Origin of the sequence: Streptomyces sp. NPDC046866 (assembly GCF_040704625.1) — a bacterium.
Classification (GTDB): domain Bacteria; phylum Actinomycetota; class Actinomycetes; order Streptomycetales; family Streptomycetaceae; genus Streptomyces.
In genome coordinates this window covers 658,209-682,890 of the sequence record NZ_JBEYXN010000001.1, presented here as the reverse complement: position 1 = coordinate 682,890, position 24,682 = coordinate 658,209, and the positions used below count along the sequence as shown (strand labels likewise).

At 72.8% G+C, this 24,682-nt stretch carries 24 protein-coding genes; 14 read left to right on the top strand and 10 right to left on the bottom strand.

Translation table 11 applies throughout. From position 1 onward, the window contains the following. Positions 1–11: 11 nt before the first annotated feature. From AB0953_RS03195 to AB0953_RS03170, 6 genes are all read left to right on the top strand, one after another. Positions 12–983 (top strand): A/G-specific adenine glycosylase, encoded by a 972-nt coding sequence (locus AB0953_RS03195; protein ID WP_366857626.1) that lies wholly within the window; start codon positions 12–14, stop codon positions 981–983. A 165-nt stretch (positions 984–1,148) separates the two neighbouring features. After that, entirely contained in the window at positions 1,149–1,709 is a 561-nt protein-coding gene (locus AB0953_RS03190) for a SigE family RNA polymerase sigma factor (RefSeq protein WP_366857625.1), read from the top strand. Positions 1,710–1,747: 38 nt separating this feature from the next. Continuing rightward, entirely contained in the window at positions 1,748–2,368 is a 621-nt protein-coding gene (locus tag AB0953_RS03185; RefSeq protein ID WP_366857624.1) for a hypothetical protein, read from the top strand. Between the two features lie 9 nt (positions 2,369–2,377). Further along, complete coding sequence (gene cseB, locus AB0953_RS03180) at positions 2,378–3,061, top strand: two-component system response regulator CseB (RefSeq protein WP_366857623.1); 684 nt, start codon at positions 2,378–2,380, stop codon at positions 3,059–3,061. Beyond that, positions 3,058–4,365 carry a two-component system sensor histidine kinase CseC gene (cseC, locus tag AB0953_RS03175; protein WP_366857622.1) on the top strand — a complete coding sequence of 436 codons (1,308 nt, stop codon included), beginning with the start codon at positions 3,058–3,060 and terminating at the stop codon, positions 4,363–4,365. The genes cseB and cseC overlap by 4 nt, the downstream gene beginning before the upstream one ends. Positions 4,366–4,650: 285 nt before the next feature. Next, the gene (locus tag AB0953_RS03170; protein WP_366857621.1) at positions 4,651–6,147 is read left to right on the top strand and encodes a LamG-like jellyroll fold domain-containing protein; all 1,497 of its coding nucleotides are present in this window, start codon (positions 4,651–4,653) and stop codon (positions 6,145–6,147) included. A gap of 119 nt (positions 6,148–6,266) precedes the next feature. Here the strand turns inward: AB0953_RS03170 and AB0953_RS03165 are convergent, their stop codons facing one another. Continuing rightward, entirely contained in the window at positions 6,267–6,902 is a 636-nt protein-coding gene (locus tag AB0953_RS03165; protein ID WP_366857620.1) for a M23 family metallopeptidase, read from the bottom strand. A 432-nt stretch (positions 6,903–7,334) separates the two neighbouring features. Next, positions 7,335–9,860, bottom strand: a complete 2,526-nt coding sequence (locus AB0953_RS03160; RefSeq protein ID WP_366857675.1) for an ATP-dependent Clp protease ATP-binding subunit — start codon at positions 9,858–9,860, stop codon at positions 7,335–7,337. A 451-nt stretch (positions 9,861–10,311) separates the two neighbouring features. Between AB0953_RS03160 and AB0953_RS03155 the strand changes: the two genes are divergently transcribed. Beyond that, on the top strand, positions 10,312–11,064 hold the full coding sequence (locus tag AB0953_RS03155) for an SCO3374 family protein (protein ID WP_366857619.1): 753 nt from the start codon (positions 10,312–10,314) through the stop codon (positions 11,062–11,064). Here the strand turns inward: AB0953_RS03155 and AB0953_RS03150 are convergent. From AB0953_RS03150 to AB0953_RS03120, 7 genes are all read right to left on the bottom strand, one after another. Then, on the bottom strand, positions 11,043–11,381 hold the full coding sequence (locus AB0953_RS03150; RefSeq protein ID WP_360639990.1) for an Lsr2 family protein: 339 nt from the start codon (positions 11,379–11,381) through the stop codon (positions 11,043–11,045). The two genes, AB0953_RS03155 and AB0953_RS03150, sit on opposite strands and share 22 nt — an antisense overlap. A 164-nt stretch (positions 11,382–11,545) precedes the next feature. Next, the gene (locus AB0953_RS03145; RefSeq protein WP_366857618.1) at positions 11,546–12,076 is read right to left on the bottom strand and encodes an amino-acid N-acetyltransferase; all 531 of its coding nucleotides are present in this window, start codon (positions 12,074–12,076) and stop codon (positions 11,546–11,548) included. Between the two features lie 9 nt (positions 12,077–12,085). Continuing rightward, positions 12,086–12,598, bottom strand: a complete 513-nt coding sequence (locus tag AB0953_RS03140) for a BlaI/MecI/CopY family transcriptional regulator (protein WP_366857617.1) — start codon at positions 12,596–12,598, stop codon at positions 12,086–12,088. 112 nt (positions 12,599–12,710) lie between these two features. Beyond that, the gene (locus AB0953_RS03135; protein WP_366857616.1) at positions 12,711–12,884 is read right to left on the bottom strand and encodes a hypothetical protein; all 174 of its coding nucleotides are present in this window, start codon (positions 12,882–12,884) and stop codon (positions 12,711–12,713) included. Positions 12,885–12,898: 14 nt separating this feature from the next. Further along, entirely contained in the window at positions 12,899–13,681 is a 783-nt protein-coding gene (locus AB0953_RS03130) for a hypothetical protein (protein WP_366857615.1), read from the bottom strand. A gap of 535 nt (positions 13,682–14,216) precedes the next feature. Continuing rightward, positions 14,217–14,402 carry a DUF397 domain-containing protein gene (locus AB0953_RS03125; RefSeq protein WP_366857614.1) on the bottom strand — a complete coding sequence of 62 codons (186 nt, stop codon included), beginning with the start codon at positions 14,400–14,402 and terminating at the stop codon, positions 14,217–14,219. Between the two features lie 108 nt (positions 14,403–14,510). Then, positions 14,511–15,626, bottom strand: a complete 1,116-nt coding sequence (locus AB0953_RS03120) for a beta-eliminating lyase-related protein (RefSeq protein ID WP_366857613.1) — start codon at positions 15,624–15,626, stop codon at positions 14,511–14,513. A gap of 98 nt (positions 15,627–15,724) precedes the next feature. Between AB0953_RS03120 and AB0953_RS03115 the strand changes: the two genes are divergently transcribed. Genes AB0953_RS03115 through AB0953_RS03095 form a run of 5 tightly spaced genes read left to right on the top strand, consistent with a single transcriptional unit; the run spans position 15,725 to position 21,223 of the window. After that, complete coding sequence (locus AB0953_RS03115; protein WP_366857612.1) at positions 15,725–16,702, top strand: DUF2520 domain-containing protein; 978 nt, start codon at positions 15,725–15,727, stop codon at positions 16,700–16,702. Further along, complete coding sequence (panC, locus tag AB0953_RS03110; protein WP_366857611.1) at positions 16,699–17,703, top strand: pantoate--beta-alanine ligase; 1,005 nt, start codon at positions 16,699–16,701, stop codon at positions 17,701–17,703. The genes AB0953_RS03115 and panC overlap by 4 nt, the downstream gene beginning before the upstream one ends. Beyond that, positions 17,700–19,433 carry an L-aspartate oxidase gene (locus tag AB0953_RS03105; RefSeq protein ID WP_366857610.1) on the top strand — a complete coding sequence of 578 codons (1,734 nt, stop codon included), beginning with the start codon at positions 17,700–17,702 and terminating at the stop codon, positions 19,431–19,433. Before panC ends, AB0953_RS03105 begins: the two co-directional genes overlap by 4 nt. Further along, on the top strand, positions 19,430–20,410 hold the full coding sequence (nadC, locus tag AB0953_RS03100; RefSeq protein WP_366857609.1) for a carboxylating nicotinate-nucleotide diphosphorylase: 981 nt from the start codon (positions 19,430–19,432) through the stop codon (positions 20,408–20,410). Before AB0953_RS03105 ends, nadC begins: the two co-directional genes overlap by 4 nt. Before the next feature lie 3 nt (positions 20,411–20,413). Further along, positions 20,414–21,223, top strand: coding sequence for a type III pantothenate kinase (locus AB0953_RS03095; RefSeq protein WP_366857608.1), 810 nt, complete (start codon positions 20,414–20,416; stop codon positions 21,221–21,223). 66 nt (positions 21,224–21,289) lie between these two features. Here the strand turns inward: AB0953_RS03095 and AB0953_RS03090 are convergent, their stop codons facing one another. Further along, complete coding sequence (locus AB0953_RS03090; protein WP_366857607.1) at positions 21,290–21,499, bottom strand: hypothetical protein; 210 nt, start codon at positions 21,497–21,499, stop codon at positions 21,290–21,292. 129 nt (positions 21,500–21,628) lie between these two features. Here AB0953_RS03090 and AB0953_RS03085 point away from each other — a divergent pair, with 129 nt between their 5' ends. After that, positions 21,629–22,750 (top strand): DUF5937 family protein, encoded by a 1,122-nt coding sequence (locus AB0953_RS03085; protein ID WP_366857605.1) that lies wholly within the window; start codon positions 21,629–21,631, stop codon positions 22,748–22,750. 186 nt (positions 22,751–22,936) lie between these two features. Beyond that, complete coding sequence (locus AB0953_RS03080; RefSeq protein WP_366857604.1) at positions 22,937–24,493, top strand: M28 family metallopeptidase; 1,557 nt, start codon at positions 22,937–22,939, stop codon at positions 24,491–24,493. The last annotated feature ends 189 nt before the right edge of the window (positions 24,494–24,682 follow it).

Sequence of the window (24,682 nt, the reverse complement as noted above, 5' to 3'; positions counted from 1 at the left end):
ATTCCTATGTCATGACTGCATCCCGGACATCCCACGAGACCCACGAGACCCTCGAGACCACCGAGCCCAGCGAGCCCACCGACACCGCCGCGGTCTCCCACGCGCTGCACTCCCCGGTCATCGCCTGGTTCGAGGAGCACGCCCGCGACCTGCCCTGGCGCCGCCCCGAGGCCGGGCCCTGGGGGGTGATGGTCAGCGAGTTCATGCTCCAGCAGACGCCCGTGAACCGGGTCCTGCCCGTGTACGAGCAGTGGCTCGCCCGCTGGCCCCGGCCGGCCGACCTGGCGGCCGAGGCGCCCGGCGAGGCCGTACGCGCCTGGGGGCGGCTCGGCTACCCGCGGCGGGCGCTGCGGCTGCACGGCGCGGCCGTGGCGATAACGGAGCGGCACGGCGGCGACGTACCCCGCGAGCACGCACAGCTGCTGGCGCTGCCCGGGATCGGCGAGTACACGGCCGCCGCGGTGGCCTCGTTCGCGTACGGGCAGCGGCACGCCGTGCTCGACACCAACGTCCGCCGGGTCTTCGCCCGGACCACGACCGGGGTGGAGTACCCGCCCAACGCCACGACGGCCGCCGAACGGCGCCTGGCCCGCGCCCTGCTGCCCGAGGACGACACGACCGCGGCCCGCTGGGCGGCGGCCTCGATGGAGCTCGGGGCGCTGGTGTGCACGGCCAAGAGCCCGGCCTGCGCGCGCTGTCCGGTGGCCTCTCTGTGCGCGTGGCGGCTGGCGGGCAAGCCGGCACACGACGGACCGCCGCGCCGCGGGCAGACGTACGCCGGAACCGACCGGCAGGTCCGCGGCAAGCTCCTCGCGGTGCTCCGCGAGGCGGTCGGGCCGGTTCCGCAGGCCGTGCTCGACACGGTCTGGGACGAGCCCGTCCAGCGCGCCCGGGCCCTGGACGGGCTGGTGTCCGACGGTCTGGTGGAGCCCCTGTCCGGCGGCACCTACCGCCTGCCGCAGCACCGCCCCCGAGCTGACTGATCCATTCCGCTTCCCCGCCCCGAAACCGCAGCTCACGGGCGTTGTTACACAACCTATGGGTGTCCGTGCGCCCACCGCAGGCTGGCCCGCACAGGCTCGTGACAACGCCTCCGTACCGTCGTCCCCGTCGGGCAGGAGCAGTGCACGGAACGGAGGCGGTCAGAGATGGCGCACGGCGAGGTACTCGGATTCGAGGAGTACGTACGCAGCCGGCAGGACGCGCTGCTGCGCAGCGCCCGGCGCCTAGTCCCGGACCCCACCGACGCCCAGGACCTCCTCCAGACCGCCCTGGCGCGCACGTACGGCCGCTGGGACGGCATCGCCGACAAGACCCTCGCCGACGCCTACCTGCGCCGCGTCATGATCAACACCCGTACGGAGTGGTGGCGCGCCCGCAAACTGGAGGAAGTCCCCACCGAGCAGCTCCCGGACGCCTCCGTCGAGGACGGCACCGAGCAGCGCGCCGACCGCGCCCTCCTGATGGACATCCTCAAGGTGCTCGCGCCCAAGCAGCGCAGCGTGGTGGTCCTGCGGCACTGGGAGCAGATGAGCACCGAGGAGACCGCTGCCGCGCTCGGCATGTCTACGGGTACCGTGAAGAGCACCCTGCACCGCGCGCTGGCCCGCCTCCGGCAGGAACTGGAGAGCCGGGACCTGGACCTGCGCGCGCTGGAGCGCGGTGAACACACCACCAGGTACGAAGGGCGTGAGCGGTGCGCGGCCTGAAAGGCCAAACCCTGAGCGGCAGAGGTCCGCTGGTTTTGATGTCGGCGGGGACGTTCGTCCTCGTCGGCACCGTGCTGTTCGCGGCCGGCTGCTCGACCACCGGCACGGGCCTGCGCGACGGCGGCCCGGCCCGCACGGAAGCGGTGGCGAAGACCGGCGGGGCCAGCACGCCGCCGCCCACCCCCGCCCCGAGCCGCCCGTACAAGAAGATCGACCCGATCGCCCTCCTCATGGCGGACCCGAAGGTCGGCCCCGAGGTCAAACGGGACCTCAAGCCCTGCACGGGCAAGGAGTACCCGGTGGACGTCAGCTACGGAAAGCTGACGGACAACACCGTCACGGACATCGTCGTCAACGTCCTGTCCTGCGCCGACGCGCTGGGACGCGGCTCGTACGTGTACCGGTCCGTCAACAACAGGTACGAGAATGTCTTCTCGGACGAGCAGCCGCCCGTCTACGCGGAGATCGACCGGGGTGACCTGGTGCTCACCAAGCCGGTCTACGGCAAGAGCGACGCCCTCGCCTACCCGTCCGGCGAGGACGTCATCACGTACCACTGGAACGGCGAGAAGTTCGCCGAACAGGACCGCGTGCACACCGACTACAGCAACATCGACGGCGGGGCCCAGCCCGCACCGGCGATCAGCCAGAAGAACTGAGGCCTGCGCATGACCCATGTCCTGTTCGTGGAGGACGACGACGTCATCCGCGAGGCCACGACCCTGGCGCTGGAGCGCGACGGGTTCGTGGTCACCGCCATGCCCGACGGCCTCTCCGGCCTGGAGTCCTTCCGGGCCGACCGCCCCGACATCGCCCTGCTGGACGTGATGGTCCCCGGCATGGACGGCGTCAGCCTGTGCCGCCGCATCCGCGACGAGTCGACCGTCCCCGTCATCATGCTCTCGGCCCGCGCCGACTCCATCGACGTGGTCCTCGGCCTGGAAGCCGGCGCCGACGACTACGTCACCAAGCCCTTCGACGGCTCCGTCCTGGTGGCCCGCATCCGCGCGGTCCTCCGCCGCTTCGGCCACGCGACGGAAACCCTTGAGGACGACCCGGCGGAACGGGGCACCCTCACCTTCGGCGACCTCGAAGTCGACACCGAAGGCATGGAGGTCCGCAAGTCAGGCGCCCCGGTGGCGCTCACCCCCACGGAAATGCGCCTGCTCCTCGAATTCTCCTCCGCCCCCAACACGGTCCTCTCCCGCGACCGCCTCCTGGAACGCGTCTGGGACTACGACTGGGGCGGCGACACCCGCGTCGTCGACGTCCACGTACAGCGCCTGCGCACCAAGATCGGACAGGACCGCATCGAAACGGTCCGGGGCTTCGGATACAAGCTCAAGGGATGAGACGCTTCACCTTCCGCACGGGCATCCGCTGGAAGATCGCCACGGCCATCGCCTCCGTCGCCGCGCTCGTCGTCGTCGCGCTGAGCCTGGTCGTGCACAGCGGTGCCCGCACGTCGATGCTGGACAGCGCCCGCGAGGTGCAGCTCGACCGGGTGCAGTTCATCTCCCGCAACGTCGAGGCCGGCCGCAGACCGCCCATGGGCGCCAAGCTGAACGACCCCGACCTCCCCACCGACCTCCGCGAAAAGGCCAAATCGGGCCGCCGGGGCACCTACATCCAGGAGTCCCCCAAAGGCCTCCCCGAAGTCTGGGCGGCGGTCCCCCTCGGCAACGGCCAGGTCCTCTCCCTCCACACCACGTTCAAGGACAGCGCCAAACTGATGCGCGACCTGGACCGCGCCCTGGTGGTGGGCTCGCTCTCGGCCGTCGTCACCGGCGCAGCCTTCGGCGTCCTGATCGGCGGCCAGATCTCCCGCCGCCTCCGCAAAGCCGCAGCCGCCGCCCAACGCGTCGCCCACGGCGACCCGGACGTCCGCGTCCGCGACGCGGTCGGCGGCGTCGTCCGCGACGAAACCGACGACCTCGCCCGCGCCGTGGACGCCATGGCCGACGCCCTCCAGCAACGCCTGGAGGCCGAACGCCGCGTCACCGCCGACATCGCCCACGAACTGCGCACCCCCGTCACCGGCCTCCTCACCGCCGCGGAACTCCTGCCGCCCGGCCGCCCCACCGAACTGGTCCGCGACCGCGCCCAGGCCATGCGCGTCCTGGTCGAGGACGTCCTCGAAGTGGCCCGCCTCGACGGCGCCTCGGAACGGGCCGAACTCCAGGACGTGGCCCTCGGCGAATTCGTCAGCCGCCGCGTGTCCGCCCTCATGCCCGAAGCCTCCGTCCGCGTCGTCGCCGACGAAATCGTCAGCACCGACCCCCGCCGCCTCGAACGCATCCTGGGCAACCTCCTGGCCAACGCCGCCCGCTACGGCCACCCCCCGGTCCAGGTCGACATCGAGGGCCGCGTCGTCCGCGTCCGCGACCACGGCCCCGGCTTCCCCGAAGCCCTGCTCCGCGAGGGTCCGAGCCGCTTCCGCACCGGCTCCACCGACCGCGCGGGAGTCGGCCACGGCCTCGGCCTCACCATCGCCGAGGGCCAAGCCCGGGTCCTGGGCGCCCGCCTGACCTTCCGCAACGTCGCCGCCCCACCCGGCCCGGACCGGGAGCCCGCCTCCGCAGGCGCCGTGGCCGTCCTCTGGCTCCCGGAACACGCCCCGACCACCACGGGCAGCTTCCCGATCGTCCACCTCTGACCGCACGGAGGCGGCACCACCCCAAGCCGCCCACACCCCCGCACAGAGGCGGCAACCGACGCAAGGCCGCCCACGACAGCGAGGCGGCAATCGACCGAAGGCCGCCAACCCAGGGAGCGCACGTAGCGATCGACCGCGCCCTGAAACAGGGACCGGCAGCCCACCAAGGCCGCCCCCCGACCACACCCCCAGGCCCCCCGTACCCCTCCCCGACCCCGCCCCGCCGGATCACGGATCGGCACCGGCCCGTACAGCCGTGCGGTCCGGTGTTTTAGCATCCGTGACATGACCGACGGTAAGAATCCCCCGACCAGCCCGCAGCCCGAGCCCGCCCCGGGGAACGGCGGCTACGGGTTCCCGCCGGTCCCGCCGGCACCCGGCGGCTACGGCTACCCCGGCCCCCCGACCCCGGGTGGCGCCTTCGGCCCCGCCCCGACCGCCCCCGCGCCCGGGGCACCCGGCGCCCCGGCACCCGGCGCCCCGGCCGCCGCCGCGGGTCAGCCCGGCTACGGCTACCCGCAGCCCGGCCAGCCGAACCCGTACCAGCAGGGCACCCCCGCCCCGGGCACCCCCGCCGCACCCGGCGCCCCGGCCCCCGCCGCACCCCCGTCCCCCGGCGCCCCGGGCGGCGCCCCCGGCACCCCCGGCGGCACCCCGCCCGCGCCGCCCGCCCCCTTCCAGCAGAACCCCAACGTCCCCCCGGCGCAGTGGCCCCCGGCCGGCCTCCCCGTCCAGGACACGCCGATGCAGGCCGGTCCTCCCGGGGCGCCCGCGGCGCCCGGGGCCCCGGGAGGGCCGGGAGGCCCGGGCCTGCCCGGAAACCAGCCCCCCGGAGCCTTCCTGCCTCCCCCGCTCCCGCTGGTGTCCGACCAGCCCGACTGGGAGGCCATGGCCGACCGCTCGGCGGCCGAGCGGCGCAAGAAGAAGCTGTGGATGATCGCCGGCGGTGTCACGGTCCTGGCGCTGCTCGCCGGTGGCGGAACGTTCTTCCTCCTCGGAGACGGCGGCAAGAACGAAGCGGCGAACAACAAGCCCTCCACCCCGCCCTCGTCCCCCGCTCCCGTCTCGCCCTCCCCCAGCGGCTCCAAGAGCAAGGCGCCGGTCGACAACACCCCGACCGTCAAGGACGACCCGACCCAGATCCGCGACCGCGCCGGCAAGGCGCCGCTGAAGATGGGCGCCGACGCCGGGGTCTTCCCGATCGACAAGCGCTTCGAGATCCGCACCAAGGGCAGCGAGAACTCCTACGCCGAGTCCGAGAAGCGGGTCGTCGACACGTCGAAGAGCTTCACCGTCTCGGCCCGCGTCTGGAACCGCTCCCCGAAGGGCCGGCAGATCGCCGTCAGTCAGGGCAGCGAGAAGTCGTTCTCGTTCGAGCTGGGCCTGGACCAGGTGAACGGAAAGCCGGCCTGGATCTTCCGCGTCCAGACCGGCGACCAGGGTGCCGAGTCGACGACGCAGGTCGTCAGCGGCGAGAGCCCGAAGATGGAGAAGACCTTCGCGGAGCTGACGGCGACGTACGACGCCGAGCGCAAGCTCATCGCCCTGTACGTCAACGGGAAGAAGGCCGGCGAGACCGCGGTCTCCGGGGTCTACCAGGCGCAGGGCCCGCTCCAGCTGGCCCGCTCCCGCCACGAGGACAAGTGGACCTCCGCGTGGAACGGCGCCATGGACACCATCCACACCTACGACGTGGCCCTCTCGCCGGCCCAGATCGACGCCCTGAAGTCGGGCAAGGTCGACCCGTCGACCAAGCCGACGGGAGCCTGGCTCCTGTTCTGAGCAGCAGCCGATTCTCAGCAGCAGCCGGCCCCCGAGCCAGGAGCTCCCGATCCGCGCACCGCGCCCACAACAGAACCACCCCGACTGCGTCGGGGTGGTTCGAGATCAGGTGGCCCGGCTCAGATGGTCACCCCGACCGCCCGGAGGAAGGTCACCGGGTTGACGGCCGAGCCGTAGTTCGGGGTGGTCCGGATCTCGAAGTGCAGGTGGGGGCCGGTGGAGTTGCCCGTGTTGCCGGACAGTCCGATCCGGGCGCCCTTGGCGACCTTCTGGCCGACCGAGACCTGGATCTTGGACAGGTGCGCGTACTGCGAGTACGTGTTGTCCGCGTGCCTGATCACGATCGCGTTGCCGTACGCCGGGCCGTCACCGGCACCGTTGGGGCCGGCCTTGACGACGACGCCGTCGTGCACGGCCTTGACCGGGGTGCCCACGGGGCAGGCGAAGTCCTGGCCCGAGTGCTTGTGGGACCACAGGGTGCCGCCCTTGCCGAACGTCGCGGACAGCGTGTACGTGGCGACCGGCTTCTGCCACGTCACCGCGGCGGCGGCCTTGGCGGCGGCCTGAGCGGCGGACGCCTGGGCGGCGGCCTGCGCGGCCACCAGCTCGGCGGTGCCGGTCAGGACGGTCTGGGGGGCCTCATCGGCGAAGGCGGCGGTCGTGCCGGCCCCGAGAGCCAGGGCCGCACCGAGAGCGGTGGCGCCGATGGCGGTACGGGTGCGACGGGCGGGGACGCTGACGCGCTTCGCGGACATGAACGGACCTCCGAGGCCGGGGACAGGGGGCGCTGACGGCCTCCTGCGCCGGTCCCGGGCAAGAAGCCACCCGGCACGCTGGAGAGCGAGTGCCGGGCTTGCCCGACCTTGTTACCCCGTGCCCCTGCCCAGCCCCAAACCTCCCGATTACTAGCAGCCCTCGTAGACGGGGCCGGTGTGACGAACCTGGTTGACCACCCCGCTCCCCCAGCCGCACCAGGCACAACGCACACCCCCCACCCCCATCCCCCACCTCCACACTCAGGGCAAAAAGGACACAATGCCTACGAAACCCCCTAGGAGGTCCGTTTTGTCCCTGTGCGGCTTGTCACGAGGCACCGCGCAGAGCCCACGCACCCACAAAAGAAGGCGGCCCCGGAACCAAACGGTTCCGGGGCCGCCTCACAGCCCTACAGCCTCACAGCCTGAAGGCTAAGCGCCCTTGCTCAGGTCCGGCCCCGAGCCCGAGGCCTCGATCGGCGGGATGTCCGGCAGGGCCGACTTCTCCTCGCCGCGGAAGGTGAACTTGGCCTCCTCGCCCTCACCCTCCTTGCCGACGACCACGATGTGACCGGGGCGCAGCTCGCCGAAGAGGATCTTCTCCGACAGGATGTCCTCGATCTCGCGCTGGATGGTCCGGCGCAGCGGGCGGGCACCCAGGATCGGGTCGTAGCCCCGCTTGGCGAGCAGGAGCTTGGCGTCGCCGCTCAGCTCGATGCCCATGTCGCGGTCCTTCAGGCGCTCGTCGACCTTGGCGATCATCAGGTCGACGATCTGGATGATGTCGTCCTGCGACAGCTGGTGGAAGACGACCGTGTCGTCGACACGGTTGAGGAACTCCGGCCGGAAGTGCTGCTTGAGCTCCTCGTTGACCTTGGCCTTCATCCGCTCGTACCCGGTCTTGACGTCGCCCTGGGCGGCGAAGCCCAGGTTGAAGCCCTTCGAGATGTCCCGCGTACCCAGGTTGGTCGTCATGATGATGACCGTGTTCTTGAAGTCCACGACCCGGCCCTGGGAGTCGGTCAGGCGACCGTCCTCCAGGATCTGGAGAAGGGAATTGAAGATATCCGGGTGGGCCTTCTCGACCTCGTCGAAGAGGACGACGGAGAACGGCTTGCGGCGCACCTTCTCGGTGAGCTGGCCGCCCTCTTCGTAGCCCACGTAGCCGGGGGGCGAACCGAAGAGGCGGGAAACCGTGTGCTTCTCGCTGAACTCCGACATGTCGAGGGAGATCAGCGCGTCCTCGTCGCCGAAGAGGAATTCGGCGAGCGTCTTGGACAGCTCGGTCTTACCGACACCGGACGGGCCGGCGAAGATGAACGAGCCACCGGGGCGCTTCGGGTCCTTCAGACCGGCCCGCGTGCGGCGGATGGCCTGGGAAAGGGCCTTGATGGCGTCCTTCTGACCGATGACGCGCTTGTGGAGCTCGTCCTCCATGCGGAGCAGTCGGCTGGACTCCTCCTCGGTCAGCTTGAAGACGGGAATGCCGGTCGCGGTGGCCAGCACCTCGGCGATGAGCTCGCCGTCGACCTCGGCGACGACGTCCATGTCGCCGGCCTTCCATTCCTTCTCGCGCTTGGCCTTCGCCGCCAGCAGCTGCTTCTCCTTGTCGCGGAGGGAAGCCGCCTTCTCGAAGTCCTGGGAGTCGATGGCCGACTCCTTGTCGCGGCGCACGCCCGCGATCTTCTCGTCGAACTCGCGGAGGTCCGGCGGCGCGGTCATCCGGCGGATGCGCATCCGGGAGCCGGCCTCGTCGATCAGGTCGATCGCCTTGTCCGGCAGGAAGCGGTCCGAGATGTACCGGTCGGCCAGGGTGGCCGCCTGCACGAGGGCCTCGTCCGTGATGGAGACGCGGTGGTGGGCCTCGTAGCGGTCGCGCAGGCCCTTGAGGATCTCGATGGTGTGCGGGAGCGAGGGCTCCGCGACCTGGATGGGCTGGAAGCGGCGTTCCAGGGCCGCGTCCTTCTCCAGGTGCTTGCGGTACTCGTCCAGCGTGGTGGCACCGATGGTCTGGAGCTCGCCGCGGGCCAGCATGGGCTTGAGGATCGAGGCCGCGTCGATGGCGCCTTCCGCGGCACCCGCACCGACCAGCGTGTGCAGCTCGTCGATGAACAGGATGATGTCGCCGCGGGTGCGGATCTCCTTGAGGACCTTCTTCAGGCGCTCCTCGAAGTCACCGCGGTAGCGGGAACCGGCGACGAGCGCGCCCAGGTCGAGGGTGTAGAGGTGCTTGTCCTTGAGGGTCTCGGGCACCTCGCCCTTGACGATGGCCTGCGCCAGGCCCTCGACGACGGCGGTCTTGCCGACGCCGGGCTCGCCGATGAGGACCGGGTTGTTCTTGGTGCGGCGGGACAGCACCTGCATGACCCGCTCGATCTCCTTCTCGCGCCCGATGACCGGGTCGAGCTTGGATTCGCGGGCCGCCTGGGTGAGGTTGCGGCCGAACTGGTCCAGGACGAGCGAGGTCGAGGGGGTGCCCTCGGCCGGGCCGCCTGCCGTGGCCGACTCCTTGCCTCCGCCGGAGTAGCCCGAGAGCAGCTGGATGACCTGCTGACGGACCCGGTTGAGATCGGCGCCCAGCTTCACCAGGACCTGGGCGGCGACGCCCTCGCCCTCGCGGATGAGGCCGAGCAGGATGTGCTCGGTGCCGATGTAGTTGTGGCCGAGCTGGAGGGCCTCTCGGAGCGAAAGCTCCAGGACCTTCTTCGCCCGCGGGGTGAAGGGGATGTGGCCGGACGGGGCCTGCTGGCCCTGGCCGATGATCTCCTCGACCTGCTGGCGAACAGCCTCGAGCGAAATCCCGAGGCTCTCCAGGGCCTTAGCGGCGACACCCTCACCCTCGTGGATCAAGCCCAGGAGGATGTGCTCGGTGCCGATGTAGTTGTGGTTGAGCATCCGGGCTTCTTCCTGAGCCAGGACGACAACCCGCCGCGCGCGGTCGGTGAACCTCTCGAACATCGTTATTCGCTCCTCAGAGCGGTCGGGCAGTTCGGGGTCGGTCCCCGCCCTGTCCTTCCGCATGCTAGTCCCGCGGGGCGGGACAGCTCATTCCAACTGCCGACATCCGTCCGCGGCTCACCCCCATGTCCGTGGGGAAAACCGGCTTCAACAGCCGACAACTGCTCCAACCCGATGGTGCGAGACGATGTTCCCGCAGGCCAGGCAGATACCCGTCATGCGTGTACGCCGATGGCGAACGGGAGCCGCTCAAATCAGCGTGTCGCCCCGATCCACTAGGAATGTCTTACCCGTAAGCACTGACAGTCCATGCCGTGGGCACCGCCTCCCTCCGCTACGGGCGAACACGATTCCGTCCCGAATGTGGGACCCCGTCCCGGCGGACGTTTACGTTCCGCAATGGGGCGGGTGCACTGCGTAACCCGGAGGTGTGTTCCGAGTTGCTTCGGACATGGCCTCCACCGACACCGAGTCCGACACCGCCGCCACCGCCGCCACCGCCGCAGTCACCGGACCCCGCACGGGCAGCGCCCCGGGCGACGACGGCGCCGGCGCCAACAGAACCGGCATCGCCGGCACCGGCATCAACAGCACCGGTATCACCAGCATCGCCTTCCCGGCGCCGCGCGTCGCCCCGGACGGACGTGAGGGGCGGGAGGGGCCCTCGTACGAGTCCTGGTACGAGGAGGTGCTCGGCTGGACCGTTGCGGGCGGTCCGCCGCCCCAGTTGGTCACGGGGACGCGGTTCGACGTGCTCGAACTGCCGGCCGACGCGGGCACGGCCCTGGTGCGCCGGCGCGTCGCCACCGGTCCCGTGGCGGTCATGGGGCGCAGGATGCGGTTCCTGGTGGCCGCGGGGAGCGCGGAGGAGCTGCCGGGGCTGCTCGACTGGCTCGAATGGGGCGGGGTCGCCCTGGACCTCGCGGCGGTCGGTGCGGGCGGCCGGATCACGGCCCCCCTTCCCCCCGGCCGGGAGGACCTGCAGGGAAGTCCCCGGGGGGCCGCCGTGTGGCTGCGACCCCCCGAGCCGGGGTGCGAGGTGCTGCTGCCCGCCCTGCCCGGTCCCGGGCACGGCGGCGGGTCCCGACGGGGGGCCGTCGGGCCCGATCTCGTACGCCTGGTCGCGGCGGCGGCCACCGAGTGCCACCGGGCGCGCCTGCGGCGGCGTACGCCCCTGGGCGGTCAGCCCTTGGCGTTCTCGTAGGCCTCGCGGATCTCCGCCGGGACGCGCCCGCGGTCGTTGACGTTCATCCCCTGGGCCTTGGCCCACGCGCGGATCTCGGCGGTGTCCGGGTTGCCGGAGCTCGCAGCGGCGCGGCCCTTGGCGCGGCCCGCGGCGGCACGGCCACCGGTGCGGCGGCCGCCCTTGGTGTACGGCTCGAGCAGACCACGGAGCTTTTCCGCGTTGGCGGTGGTGAGGTCGATCTCGTAGGTCTTGCCATCCAGAGCGAACGTCACGGTCTCGTCCGCCTCGCCACCGTCGAGGTCGTCGACAAGAAGGACCTGAACCTTCTGTGCCACCGGATTTCCTTTCATCGAAAAGCAGTACGCGGAAAGGAAACCGCTTTTGCCTGGAAAACACAAACCCCCCGGGAGAGGTTCAGGACCGCAACGAGGCGGGAAACGTGCGCGATTCGGACATAGGCCACAGGTGCGCGGAGCCCGGGAAAAGCCGCCGTGATCGTTCAGAGGTGCAGAAGCATCCGGCTGTTGCCCAAGGTGTTCGGCTTCACTCGTTCGAGACCGAGGAACTCGGCGACGCCCTCGTCATAGGAACGCAGGAGCTCCACGTACACATCGGTCTCGACGGGGGTCTCGCCGATCTCGACGAAGCCGTGCTTCGCGAAGAAGTCCACTTCGAAGGTCAGGCAGAAAACCCTGCTGACCCCGAGCTCGCGGGCGGTGGCCAACAACTGGCGCAGGAGCTGATGGCCGACTCCGGCGCCCTTCAACTCGCGGTCGACGGCGAGAGTACGGACTTCGGCGAGGTCTTCCCACATCACGTGGAGAGCGCCGCAGCCCACCACCTGGCCGTCGGAGTCCCGTTCCGCGACCCAGAACTCCTGGATGTCCTCGTAAAGGGTCACGGGGGCTTTGTCGAGGAGGATCCGCTGCTGCACGTACTGGTCGAGCAGGCGGCGGAGCGCTCGGACATCGCCGGTACGGGCACGGCGGATGGTCACCGTTTTTGCAGGTGCAGCGGAAATCTCGGCCATGCCCGGACGCTATCGCCCCGGTCCGGGCCGGCGCCCGGCGGCGTCCCCTTCCGCGGGAGTGGTTCCGGGAGGCGCTTCGGGGGCGGCTTCGGGCGGAGGGGACGCTGCGGCGGCTTCGGCGGCGCCTTCCGTCGACGTTCCGGAGTCGGGCGATGACTCCTCGTCGTGCTGGACGATGCGGATGGCGTCGCGGAGCGCCTCTCGCTGTTCCGCGGACATCATGCCGAAGAAGGCGACGAGGGCGGCCGCGGGGTTGTCGCTCGTCGACCAGGCTTCGTTCATCAGTGCGGCCGAGTAGGCGGCGCGGGTCGAGACCGCCGTATATCGATAGGCCCGGCCTTCGGCTTCCCGGCGGACCCAGCCCTTCTGATGGAGATTGTCCATAACGGTCATGACCGTGGTGTACGCGATGGACCGTTCCTGCTGGAGGTCTTCCAGGACTTCCCGAACGGTGACCGGGCGGTTCCACTGCCACACCCGCGTCATGACGGCGTCTTCGAGTTCTCCCAGGGGGCGAGGCACAAACAGCACGATAGTGCCGGTTGTGTCGAATTGCCCGGCTCACCGCCCGGCAACGCGCAACAAAAATCGGGCGTACGGCTCGACAGCCGCACGCCCGTCGGGCAGGGCCCCGCTAGGAGCGGGACGTGCTCTGCCGGGCGGTCTCGGCGCGGGAGAGCACGGCGTCGACCGCCGCGTCCTCCTTGGCCTTGTTGGCGCCGCCCTGGCTCTTCACGATCGTCACGACCAGGCCGATGAAGAAAGCGGCCATCACGACGGGGGGAACGAGCGCGGAAACGTAGTCCATGCCCACCAGCGTAGCTACCCGGCCGCCAGCCCGGCCGCCGGGGGCGGGGCCGGCTTGCGGCGCGGCGGGAAGACCTCGCCGGGGGTCGGGACCGGCCGGGAGGGGGCCGGGGCCGGAGCGGGGGCCGGGGCCGGCTTGGGGGCGGGGGACGGCGGCCGCTTCGGGGACGGGGTCGGGCCCGGGGCAGGGCGGGGGTCCGGGGCGGCCGACGCCGCCGACGCAGCCGCCGTGGCCGCCGTGGCCGCCGCCGGGATGCGGTCGGCCCGGGCTCCGGGGCGGGGCTCCTCGCGGCCGCCGGGGAGGGCCAGGAGGCGGGTGCGGGGGGCCGGGGTGCGGGGGGTGCCCGTGGCTGCGATCGCGGCGGAGGCGCCGGTGCCGCCGCCGACGCGGCCGGTCGTCAGGCGGCGTCTGAGGGAGCGTTCCGCGAGGGTCTGGGCCCGTTCCAGGAGCGCCGCCGCGACCGGGTTCCCGCGCAGGGCGCGCAGGGCGGCCAGGTCGTCGGGCACGGGCTCGTACCCGGCGGCCAGGGCGTCCTGGAAGAGCTCCAGGTAGCCGGCCAGGCTGCCGGGCAGCGCGCTGCGGTAGCGGGCGAGGTCGGCGAGGAGGAACGCTCTGAGCCGTGTCGCCTCCTGGACCGCGTCGTCCACGGACTCGGCGAGGTGCAGGCAGTCCTGGACCTCCGAGGCCGTCAGGGGGGCCGTGGAGGACTGGAGGGCGGCGGCGAGGGTGCGCCTGAGCACGCGCAGTTCGGCGGCGCTGAACGCCATGCCGCCGCGGGATCCGTAAGGCGTGGGCATGGGGCGAAGATACGCGCTAATCGGACAAAATCCCCTGACCGTGGCGATCCCGGCGCGGCGCACCGCCGGGCTGGCCGCCCGCCACGTGCCGGTCCCGTCCCGGGGGTGCGGGTCCGGGGGTGCCGGGGCCCGTGGGGTGGCGCGTGAAGCCGCTGCGCGGAGCCTCTCCCCGCCCCGCCCTTTCTCCGTGTCCCGGGGCTCCGCCCCGGACCCCGTTCGCCTCACACGCCGGCGGGGCTGGGGGGGGTGCCTCACACGTCGGCGCGGCCGAGCGGGCGCCGCAAGCACCGGCGGGGCCGAGCGGGCGCGCAAGCAGCGGCGCTGAGCGACCGGTGAGCAGCTGCGGGCTGAGCGGGGCACCGCAAACGCCGGCGGCCGGGAGGCGGGCCCGGAGCGCCGCACGGCCGGAGGGGCGGCGGGAGGGCTCCGGGGCGCCGGCGGGGCGCTGTGCGCGCCCGGGGCGGGAGGGGGCTCCGGGGCGTCGGCGGCGGGAAGGGATGCCTCGGGCGGGCCGGGTTTTGGCGGGGGCCGTGGGTCAGGCGGACTTTTTCACGGCTTCCAGGAAGTCCGTCCAGGCCGTCTGGGTCGTGGCCAGGATGAGGTGGGCCGGGTCGGCGCGGTCGGCGACCCGGACCAGGTGGCCGGGGGCCGCCGCCACGTAGACGCAGGCGTCGCCCTCGAGGCAGTACGAGGACTTCTTCCAGGCGGGGTGAGCGGTCATGGTGTCTCTCCTCCGAGGGACGGGCTGGTACTTCCCGTGGTGGGACGGTAACCCCGAGGCGCCGGGGAGTCGGCCACTTCGGCCGAATTCGGTGCGTCGCCGGTCGCGTCACAGGCGGGCGGTGAAGCCTGCCACAGCCTTCCGGACGTCCTCGGCGGTCCAGGCCAGGGCCGGCTCCGCGACCGTGACCTCGGTGACCGCCAAGCCCGGGACGGGGGCCTGCGACCAGGTGCGGAACAGGACGGTCCCGGTCTCCTCCGCGAGCCGGATCCCGGCCTCCGTCAGCCGGTCCGGCCCGTACGGCAGCCACACCTGGAACTGGTGCGTGTGCGGGACCTCGGGGTGGATCCGGGACCACGGGATCCCGGCCGCGGCGAAGCCCTCGGCCAGGGCTGCCGCCACCACGCGCGCGTGCGCCACGTACGAGGGCAGCCGCGGCAGCTCCCGCTCCAGCCCGGCCAGCGCCGACAGGGCCTGCGGGAACTGGCGGAAGACCTGGCCGCCGTAGCGGTGCCGCCAGACCCTGGCCTCCTCGACCAGGGCGGACGGCCCGGCCAGGGCGGCCCCGCTGAGGCCGCCCAGCGACTTGTAGAAGGAGACGTACACCGAGTCCGCGAGCCCGGCGATCTCCGGCAGGGTCCGGCCGAAGTGGACGGTGGACTCCCACAGCCGGGCCCCGTCGAAGTGGACCACCGCGTCGCGGTCCCGGGCCGCCGAGACCAACTGCTCCAGTTCCTCCCAGGTGGGCAGGAGGAAGCCCGCCTCGCGCAGCGGGAGCTCCAGCATCAGGGTGCCGAAGGGCTCGGGGAGCTCCGCGACCTCCTCGGGCGTCGGCTGGCGGGGCTCCCGCGTCGGGTGGACCGTGCGCAGCCCGGAGACCACGGGCAGCGCGCCGCCCTCCCACAGCTCGGGGTGGCTGCGCGGGTGCAGGGCGACCAGCGGGTTCCCGGTGCGGCCGGCCCAGCAGCGCAGGGCGATCTGCTGGGCCATCGTGCCCGAGGGGAAGAAGGCCGCGTCCTCGGTGCCGAGCAGCTGCGCGACCCGCTCCTCGAGCCGGGCCACGATCCCGTCGCCGTACAGGTCGGCCGGCTCGTCGGGGTCGGGCGCGGCCAGTGCCGCCAGCAGCTCCCCGACGGTGGCCTCGCGCACGCCGCGCCACAGGGTGCGCTCGGCCCGGCGGGCCGCCTCCACCAGCCGGTTCGCCCGTTCGATGTCGTCCGTCATGACCCAGATCATCGCTGATCGCCGTCTTCGCCCAGGGGCTAGCATGGCGGCGTATCGTCCGGTACCCCCCGCGGACTGGAACGGAAGGCCCTTCCCGCGTGAACGCACCCCATCAGACGGAACCCCGGGATCCGTCCGCCCGGCCCGCCCGGCTGACCGTCGGCGTCGTCGGGGCCGGCCGGGTCGGCCCGGCGCTGGCCCGCGCCCTGCAGCTGGCCGGCCACCGCCCGGTGGCCGTCTCCGGCGTCTCCGACGCCTCCCGCCGGCGTGCGGCGCGGATGCTGCCCGACGTGCCGCTCGTACCGCCCGCGCAGGTGCTCGAACGGGCCGACCTGGTGCTGCTGACCGTGCCCGACGACGCGCTGCCCGCGCTGGTGCAGGGGCTCGCCGCGACCGGGGCCGTGCGGCCCGGACAGCTGCTCGTGCACACCTCCGGCCGGTACGGGGCCGGAGTGCTGGACCCGGCCCGGCGCGCGGGCGCGCTGCCGCTGGCCCTGCACCCCGCGATGACGTTCACCGGCACCGAGGTCGACGTGCAGCGCCTGGCCGGCTGCTCCTTCGGCGTGACCGCCCCCGAGGAGCTGCGGCTGGCCGCGGAGGCACTGGTCATCGAGATGGGCGGGGAGCCCGAGTGGATCGCGGAGGAGGCCCGCCCGCTGTACCACGCGGCCCTCGCCCTCGGCGCGAACTACCTGGTCACCCTGGTCGCCCAGGCGATGGAGCTGCTGCGCACGGCGGGCGTGGGGCACCCCGACCGGATGCTCGGCCCGCTGCTGGGCGCGGCCCTGGACAACGCCCTGCGCTCCGGTGACGCGGCGCTGACCGGCCCGGTGGCCCGCGGCGACGCGGGCACGGTCGCGGCGCACGTGTCGGAGCTGCGCAAGCACGCGCCGGCCACGGTCGCCGGATACCTGGCGATGGCCCGCACCACGGCGGACCGGGCGCTCGCGCACGGCCTGCTCAAGCCGGAACTCGCCGAGGACCTGCTCGGGGTCCTGGCGGACACTGCGGACGGCGCGGACGGCGCGCCGGGGGACGGCGGCGCGGACGGCGCCGGAAGGAGCGACGGCCGGTGAGCCACGAGCTGCTGCTGATCGACACCGCGGAGGAGCTGGCCAAGCTCCCGCGCTCGGGTTCCGGGCCGCGCGCCGTCGTGATGACGATGGGCGCCCTGCACGAGGGGCACGCCACCCTGGTGCGTGCGGCGCGGGCGCAGGCCGGGCCCGAGGGGCAGGTCGTGGTGACGGTGTTCGTCAACCCGCTGCAGTTCGGGGCGAACGAGGACCTCGACCGCTACCCGCGCACCCTCGACGCCGACCTGGAGATCGCCCGCGCGGCGGGCGCCGACGCCGTGTTCGCGCCGGCCGTCGAGGAGGTCTACCCGGGCGGCGATCCGCAGGTCCGCATCAGCGCCGGCCCGATGGGCGGCCGCCTGGAGGGCGCGACCCGGCCCGGGCACTTCGACGGGATGCTGACCGTCGTGGCGAAGCTGCTCCACCTGACGCAGCCCGACGTGGCGCTGTTCGGGCAGAAGGACGCCCAGCAGCTGGCGCTGATCCGGCGGATGGTGACCGACCTGAACTTCCCCGTCGAGGTGGTCGGCGTACCGACCGTCCGCGAGGAGGACGGGCTCGCGCTGTCCTCCCGCAACCGCTACCTGTCGCCCCAGGAGCGGCGCACCGCGCTGGCCCTGTCGCGCGCCCTGTTCGCGGGCCGGGACCGGCTCGCCGCGCAGGCCGCGCTGCGGGCCCGCGCCGAGGCCAACCCGGCCAGCGACCAGCGGGCGACGGCCCTGGCGCGGCTCGGGGAGATCCGCGCCTCGGCGGACGCGCACGCGGTGTCCGCCGCCGGCACCGGGCTGCCGGACGCCGTGCGGGCCGCGGCCCTGCACGTCCTGGAGGAGGCGGGCCGGCACGAGCCGCCGCTGGTCCTGGACTACCTGGCCCTGGTGGACCCGCAGGACTTCACCGACGTCGGCCCCGACTTCACCGGACGGGCCGTGCTGGCCGTCGCCGCGAAGGTCGGCTCGACCCGGCTGATCGACAACATCCCATTGGAGTTCGGAGCACACTCGTGAGCACCCCAGGCACAGGCACCGCCGGTACCGGCATACGGCTGCACGCCCCCGCCCCCGGCTGGGCCGTCGAGGCCGACGTGGTGGTGGTCGGCTCCGGCGTGGCGGGCCTGACCGCCGCACTGCGCTGCGCCGCCGCGGGCCGCCGTACGGTCGTGGTCACCAAGGCGCGGCTGGACGACGGCTCGACGCGCTGGGCGCAGGGCGGGATCGCCGCGGCCCTCGGCGAGGGGGACACCCCCGAGCAGCACCTGGACGACACCCTGGTCGCGGGCGCCGGCCTGTGCGACGAGGCGGCGGTCCGGCTGCTGGTGACGGAGGGGCCGGACGCGGTGCGCCGGCTGATCGACAGCGGGGCCGTCTTCGACACCTCCGCCGAGACCGGCGAGATCGAGCTGACCCGCGAGGGCGGCCACCACCGGCGCCGCATCGCGCACGCCGGCGGTGACGCGACGGGCGCGGAGATCTCCCGCGCCCTGGTCGAGGCCGTGCAGTCCGCCGGCATCCGTACGGTGGAGAACGCGCTGGTCCTGGACCTGCTGCAGGACGCCGACGGCCGCACGGCCGGCGTCACCCTGCACGTGATGGGCGAGGGCCAGCACGACGGCGTCGGCGCCGTCCACGCGCCCGCGGTGATCCTGGCGACCGGCGGCATGGGGCAGGTGTTCTCGGCGACGACGAACCCCTCGGTGTCCACCGGCGACGGCGTGGCGCTCGCGCTGCGCGCCGGGGCCGAGGTCTCCGACCTGGAGTTCGTGCAGTTCCACCCGACGGTGCTGTTCCTCGGCCCGGAGGCGGAGGGCCAGCAGCCGCTGGTGTCGGAGGCGGTCCGCGGCGAGGGCGCGCACCTGGTCGACGCGGAGGGCGTCCGCTTCATGCTGGGCGCGCACGAGCTGGCCGAGCTGGCCCCCCGCGACATCGTCGCCAAGGGCATCATGCGCCGCATGCAGGAGCAGGGCGCGCAGCACATGTACCTGGACGCCCGGCACTTCGGCGCCGAGATGTGGGAGCAGCGCTTCCCGACCATCCTGGCCGCCTGCCGGGCGCACGGCATCGACCCGGTGACCGAGCCGATCCCGGTGGCCCCGGCCGCGCACTACGCCTCCGGCGGTGTCCGCACCGACCTGCACGGGCGGACCACGGTCCCCGGCCTGTACGCGTGCGGCGAGGTCGCCTGCACCGGTGTCCACGGGGCGAACCGGCTGGCGTCGAACTCGCTGCTGGAGGGGCTGGTCTTCGCGGAGCGGATCGCCGAGGACATCGTCCGCAGCGCCGCCTCGGGCAGCGGGCCCGGCATACCGGTGCCGTCGACCGGCCCGCTCCAGCCCGCCGAGGCGCGCTACGAGGTCCAGCGGATCATGACGGAGGGCGCGGGCGTGCTCCGCTCGGCCGCGTCCCTGCGCAAGGCCGCCGCCGCCCTGGAGGACCTGTACGCCACGGCCCTCAACGCCCTGGAGACCGAGGGCAAGACGGCCGTGCCGGGCACCGAGACCTGGGAGGCCACCAACCTGCTGTGCGTGGCCCGGGTCCTGGTCGCCGCCGCCCTGCGGCGCGAGGAGACCCGCGGCTGCCACTGGCGCGAGGACTTCCCCGACCGCGACGACGCCGCCTGGCGCCGCCACCTCGTCGTCCGGCTGTCCGCGACCGAGAAGCGGGCCCTGGTCGTCACCCCCACCGACTCCGCGGACTTCCCGTCCGTACAGCACCCCCTGAGCCAGGAGCAGTCATCGTGAGCACCCCCGAACTCCCCCTGATCGACCAGACCGAAGGCGGCTGCGGCGACGACTGCGGCTGCGGCGACGGCGAGCAGAGCGGCCTGGACCCGGCGCTCGCCCAGCTGCTGGCCGACGCCGGGCTCGACCCCGTCGAGGTCGAGGACATCGCGCACATGGCGCTGGCCGAGGACCTCGACGGCGGGGAGGACGTGACCACGGTCGCGACGGTCCCCGAGGAGGCCGAGGCCGTCGCGGACTTCGTGGCCCGCGAGGACGGCGTCGTGGCCGGCCTGCGCATCGCCGAGGCCGTGCTCTCGGTGGTGTGCACCGAGGCCTTCGAGGTGGAGCGGCACGCCGAGGACGGCGACGCCGTGAAGAAGGGCGAGGTGCTGCTGTCGGTGCGGGCCCGCACCCGCGACCTGCTGACCGCCGAGCGCAGCGCGCTGAACATCCTGTGCCGGCTGTCGGGCATCGCGACGGCGACCCGCCGCTGGGCGGACGTGCTGGAGGGCACCAAGGCCAGGGTCCGCGACACCCGCAAGACGACCCCGGGCCTGCGCGCGCTGGAGAAGTACGCGGTGCGCTGCGGCGGCGGCGTGAACCACCGCATGTCCCTGTCGGACGCGGCGCTGGTCAAGGACAACCACGTGGTCGCCGCCGGCGGGGTCGCGGAGGCGTTCCGGGCGGTGCGCGAGGCGTTCCCGGAGGTGCCGATCGAGGTCGAGGTCGACACCCTGCACCAGGCGCGCGAGGTCATGGACGCCGGGGCCGACCTGATCCTGCTCGACAACTTCACGCCGATGGAGACCGAGGAGGCCGTGATCCTGAACCGGGAGCACAACGGGGGCCGGGCGGTCCTGGAGTCCTCGGGCCGCCTGACGCTGGAGAACGCGCGGGCGTACGCCGAGACGGGCGTGGACTTCCTGGCCGTCGGCGCGCTCACCCACTCCTCGCCCATCCTGGACATCGGCCTCGACCTGCGCGAGGCGGTGTAACCGGTGCTGCTCACCATCGACGTCGGCAACACGCACACGGTGCTCGGCCTGTTCGACGGCGAGGAGATCGTCGAGCACTGGCGCATCTCGACCGACCCGCGGCGCACGGCCGACGAGATGGCCGTCCTGATGCAGGGCCTGATGGGCATGCACCCGATGCTCGGCAGCGAGCTGGGCGACGGCATCCACGGCATCGCGATCTGCTCGACGGTGCCGTCGGTGCTGCACGAGCTGCGCGAGGTCACCCGCCGCTACTACGGCGACGTGCCGGCGGTGCTGGTCGAGCCCGGCATCAAGACGGGCGTGCCGATCCTGATGGACAACCCCAAGGAGGTCGGCGCGGACCGCATCATCAACGCGGTCGCGGCGGTCGAGCTCTACGGCGGGCCGGCGATCGTGGTCGACTTCGGTACGGCGACCACCTTCGACGCGGTCTCCGCCAAGGGCGAGTACGTGGGCGGGGTGATCGCTCCGGGCATCGAGATCTCGATGGAGGCCCTCGGCGTACGCGGCGCGCAGCTGCGCAAGATCGAACTGGCCCGGCCGCGGCACGTGATCGGCAAGTCGACGGTCGAGGCCATGCAGTCGGGCGTGGTGTACGGCTTCGCGGGCCAGGTCGACGGGGTCGTCACCCGCATGGCGCGGGAGCTGGCCGGCCCGCACGGCGACCCGGACGACGTCCGCGTCATCGCCACCGGGGGCCTGGCGCCGATGGTGCTGGGCGAGTCGTCGGTCATAGACGACCACGAGCCGTGGCTCACCCTGATCGGCCTGCGCCTGGTCTACGAGCGCAACGCGCCGAACTTCGCCTGAGCGGGCGCCGCGCGGGCTCCTGCGGCCCCTCCTGCGGCCCCGGTCCCGGCCCCTGCCCCGGCCTTTTCAGCAGGGCCGGGGCCGGGTGAGCAGGCGGCGCACGGCGGCGCGCCACGGATGGTGGGCCGCCCGCCCGTCCAGGACCGCCCGGAACTGCTCGTACGTCCGGGCCGCGCGCAGGACGGCGACGTCGTCGCGGCCCGGGGGCGGGGGCAGGGGGTCGCCGTGCTGGGACGCCCTGTACGTGTCGATGAGGTACTGCTCGATCGCGGTCATTCCTCCACCCTGAACCCTCCCGGCCCGACCCGCCCGTCGATTGACGCCCGCCGTCAATCGACACCCCTGACCAGGGCCGAAGCCCCGTAGGGCTGCGCGGAGCCGGGCGGAACCGGCCAGAATGGCCCGATGAGCGTCACGATCGACATCGCCGGGCTCCCCGACGAGAGCATCACCTTCGCGCCCTCCCCGCTCGCCGAGCTCTGCATGACCCTGCACGCGCTCTCGCAGCCCGCCCACCACCCCGGCCTCGCCTCCTGGACCGCCGCCACCGCGGCCTCCCTCGACCCGTGCCTCGCGGACCGGCTGCTGGAGGGCGACTTCATGTGGCGCTCCTCCTTCGCCGACATCTTCATGCCCTTCGCGGGGATCCCCGGCGGCCGCGGCCGGCCCGCCCCGACGCTGGCCGAGGAGCTCGACGTACTCGACCGGCTGGACGACGAGCGGTTCGTGATGGCCGCCCTGGAGCACTGCTGGCTGGCCCTGTACGACGAGGGCGGGGGCCCGTCCCCGCTCACCGACGCGGGCGCCCGCGCCAAGGTGCTGGAGACCGCCGCCGCCCGCGGGCCCGGCCGGCTGGAGTTCTCCCGGCGGCTCCTGGACGACACCGCCGCCGTACGGGTGTGGATGCGGCGGCTGCTGGAGGACTGCGACGAGGCCTTCTTCGGCGAGACCTGGCGGCGCATCGAGCCCGAGCAGACCGCGGACGCCCGGCACAAGACCGAGGTCCTGCGGCGCAAGGGGCTGGCCGCCGTGCTGAAGGAGGTCTCCGGCGCCCTCAGCGTCGACGAGGCCCGCACCGTCATCACCGCCGACAAGATGGTCAACGGCCATGCCACCGCGACCGATCCGGGGATAGGAGCCGGCCTGGTCTTCGTGCCGACGCACTTCGGCTGGCCGCACCTGCTCGTGCTGCACGCCCCCGGCTGGCGGCCGGTGGTCCACTACCCCCTGCGCTCCCCCGAACTGCCGTCCTCCGGATCGGTGGAGCTGCTCCAGCGCCGGATGGAGGCCCTGGCCCACCCGATGCGGATGCTGCTGTGCCGCAGCCTGGCCCGTGCGCCGTACACGACGAGCGAGCTGGCCACCGTGCACGGGATCACCCCACCGGAGGTATCCCGGCACCTGTCGGCGCTGAAGAAGGCGGGCCTGCTGCACACGCGGCGGCAAGGCCGGTACGCCCAGCACCAGTTGGATCTGGGGGTGGTCGCCCGGATAGGACCGGATTTCATCGAGGGCATCCTGCGCTAGCCCCGGAACACGGGGTTGGCCGGATTGCGGCGGCGCGTACGCACCGATATACGGAATTCACGAACCGGAATCAGTTCAAGGTCTGGCCAGATCCGCCCGCAGGTCTATACCGTGCGTCCACCGCTCCCCCCACGTACCGCACATCGCTCCCGTCTGCCAGCTCGCACCCGTCGTGGAAGGACCTTCATGCCCTCACGCCGTATAGCCGCCGCAACCGCTGCCCTCGCGGCCGCCGCACTCGCCTCCCCGCTGCTGCTGGCCGGGCCGGCCGGCGCCACGGGCAGCCCGCAGAGCGACGCCGCCAGGGGCGAGGCCCTGGCCCGGAAGCTGGTCAAGGACTCCACCGGCAAAGGCGCCGACAACCACCTGAAGGTCTTCCAGTCCATAGCCGACTACAACAACGGCACCCGGGTCGCGGGCTCCAAGGGCCACGTGCAGTCCGCCCAGTACGTCGAGGCGGTGCTGAAGGCCGCCGGGTACAAGGTCTCGCGCAACGAGTTCGAGTTCGTGTACGTGGAGACGATCGCCGAGACGCTCAAGGTGAACGGCGCGAACGGGCGCAACGTCCCGATCAAGCTGATGACGTACACCGCGAGCGGCCCGGCGGACGGCGTGACGGCGCAGGTCGCCGCGGTCCCCGTCGACGCGGACAACACGACCGGCTGCCAGCCCGAGGACTTCGCCGCGGGCGCCTTCACCGGGAAGATCGCACTGATCCGGCGCGGCGGCTGCACCTTCGCGGTCAAGCAGGCCAACGCGGCGGCGGCCGGCGCCGTCGGGGCGGTGATCTACAACAACACCGACGGAGCCCTCAACGGCACGCTCGGCGACGCCAACGCCGGAAAGGTCCCGACCGGCGGCATATCCAAGGCCGAGGGCGAGAAGCTCGCCGCCGAGGTGGCGGCCGGGCCGGTCGAGGTCACCCTGGACATCCGCGAGTTCCGCGAGAACCGCAAGACGTTCAACGTGATCGCCGAGACGCAGGGGGGCGACGAGAACAACACGGTCTTCCTCGGCGCCCACCTGGACTCGGTGGCCGCGGGGCCCGGCATCAACGACAACGGCTCGGGCTCGGCCGGCATCCTCCAGGTCGCCCAGCGGCTCGCCGGCGACCAGAAGAAGATCAAGAACAAGGTGAAGTTCGCCTGGTGGTCGGCGGAGGAGTTCGGCCTGCTCGGCTCCGAGGCGTACGTGGGCGGGCTCACGGACGCGCAGAAGAAGCAGATCAAGCTGTACCTGAACTTCGACATGATCGCCTCGCCGAACGCGGCGTACTTCGTCTACGACGGCGACGACTCCGACCACGTCGGCTCGGGCCCCGGCCCCGAGGGCTCCGCCCAGCTGGAGAAGGGCATCAGCGACTTCCTCGACGCGCGGGGCATCCCGCACGAGGGCTCGGACTTCACCGGCCGCTCGGACTACGGGCCGTTCATCGAGGCGGGCATCCCGTCGGGCGGCACCGACACCGGCGCCGAGGGCATCAAGACGGCGGCCCAGGCGGCGAAGTTCGGCGGTGAGGCCGGGGTCGCGTACGACGTGAACTACCACGGCAAGGGCGACACGCTCGCGAACATCAACCAGAAGGCGCTCGACATCAACGTCGACGTCATCGCGAACGCGGTCGGGCACTACGCGTACGACCTGGCTCCGCTGAGCCGGCCGGTCGTCTCCGGGCCGACGGACGGCGGCGCCGGCAGCGGCGGCGGCCTCCGCGAGGGCCACGCCCACGAAGCCACGGAGTAACCCCTCGCAGCCCCCGCCCCGCGGCGGGGCTCCGCCCCCGGACCCTCCCCCAGCGCCTCAAACGCCGGCGGGCTGATGTCAGCCCGCGCGGCGTTTGAGCGCACCGGGCGCGGAGCGCCCGAAACGGGGTCCGGGGCGTCAGCCCCGGTTTCTGGGGGCACCTCCCAACGGTAGCTGGGGGAGAAGGGG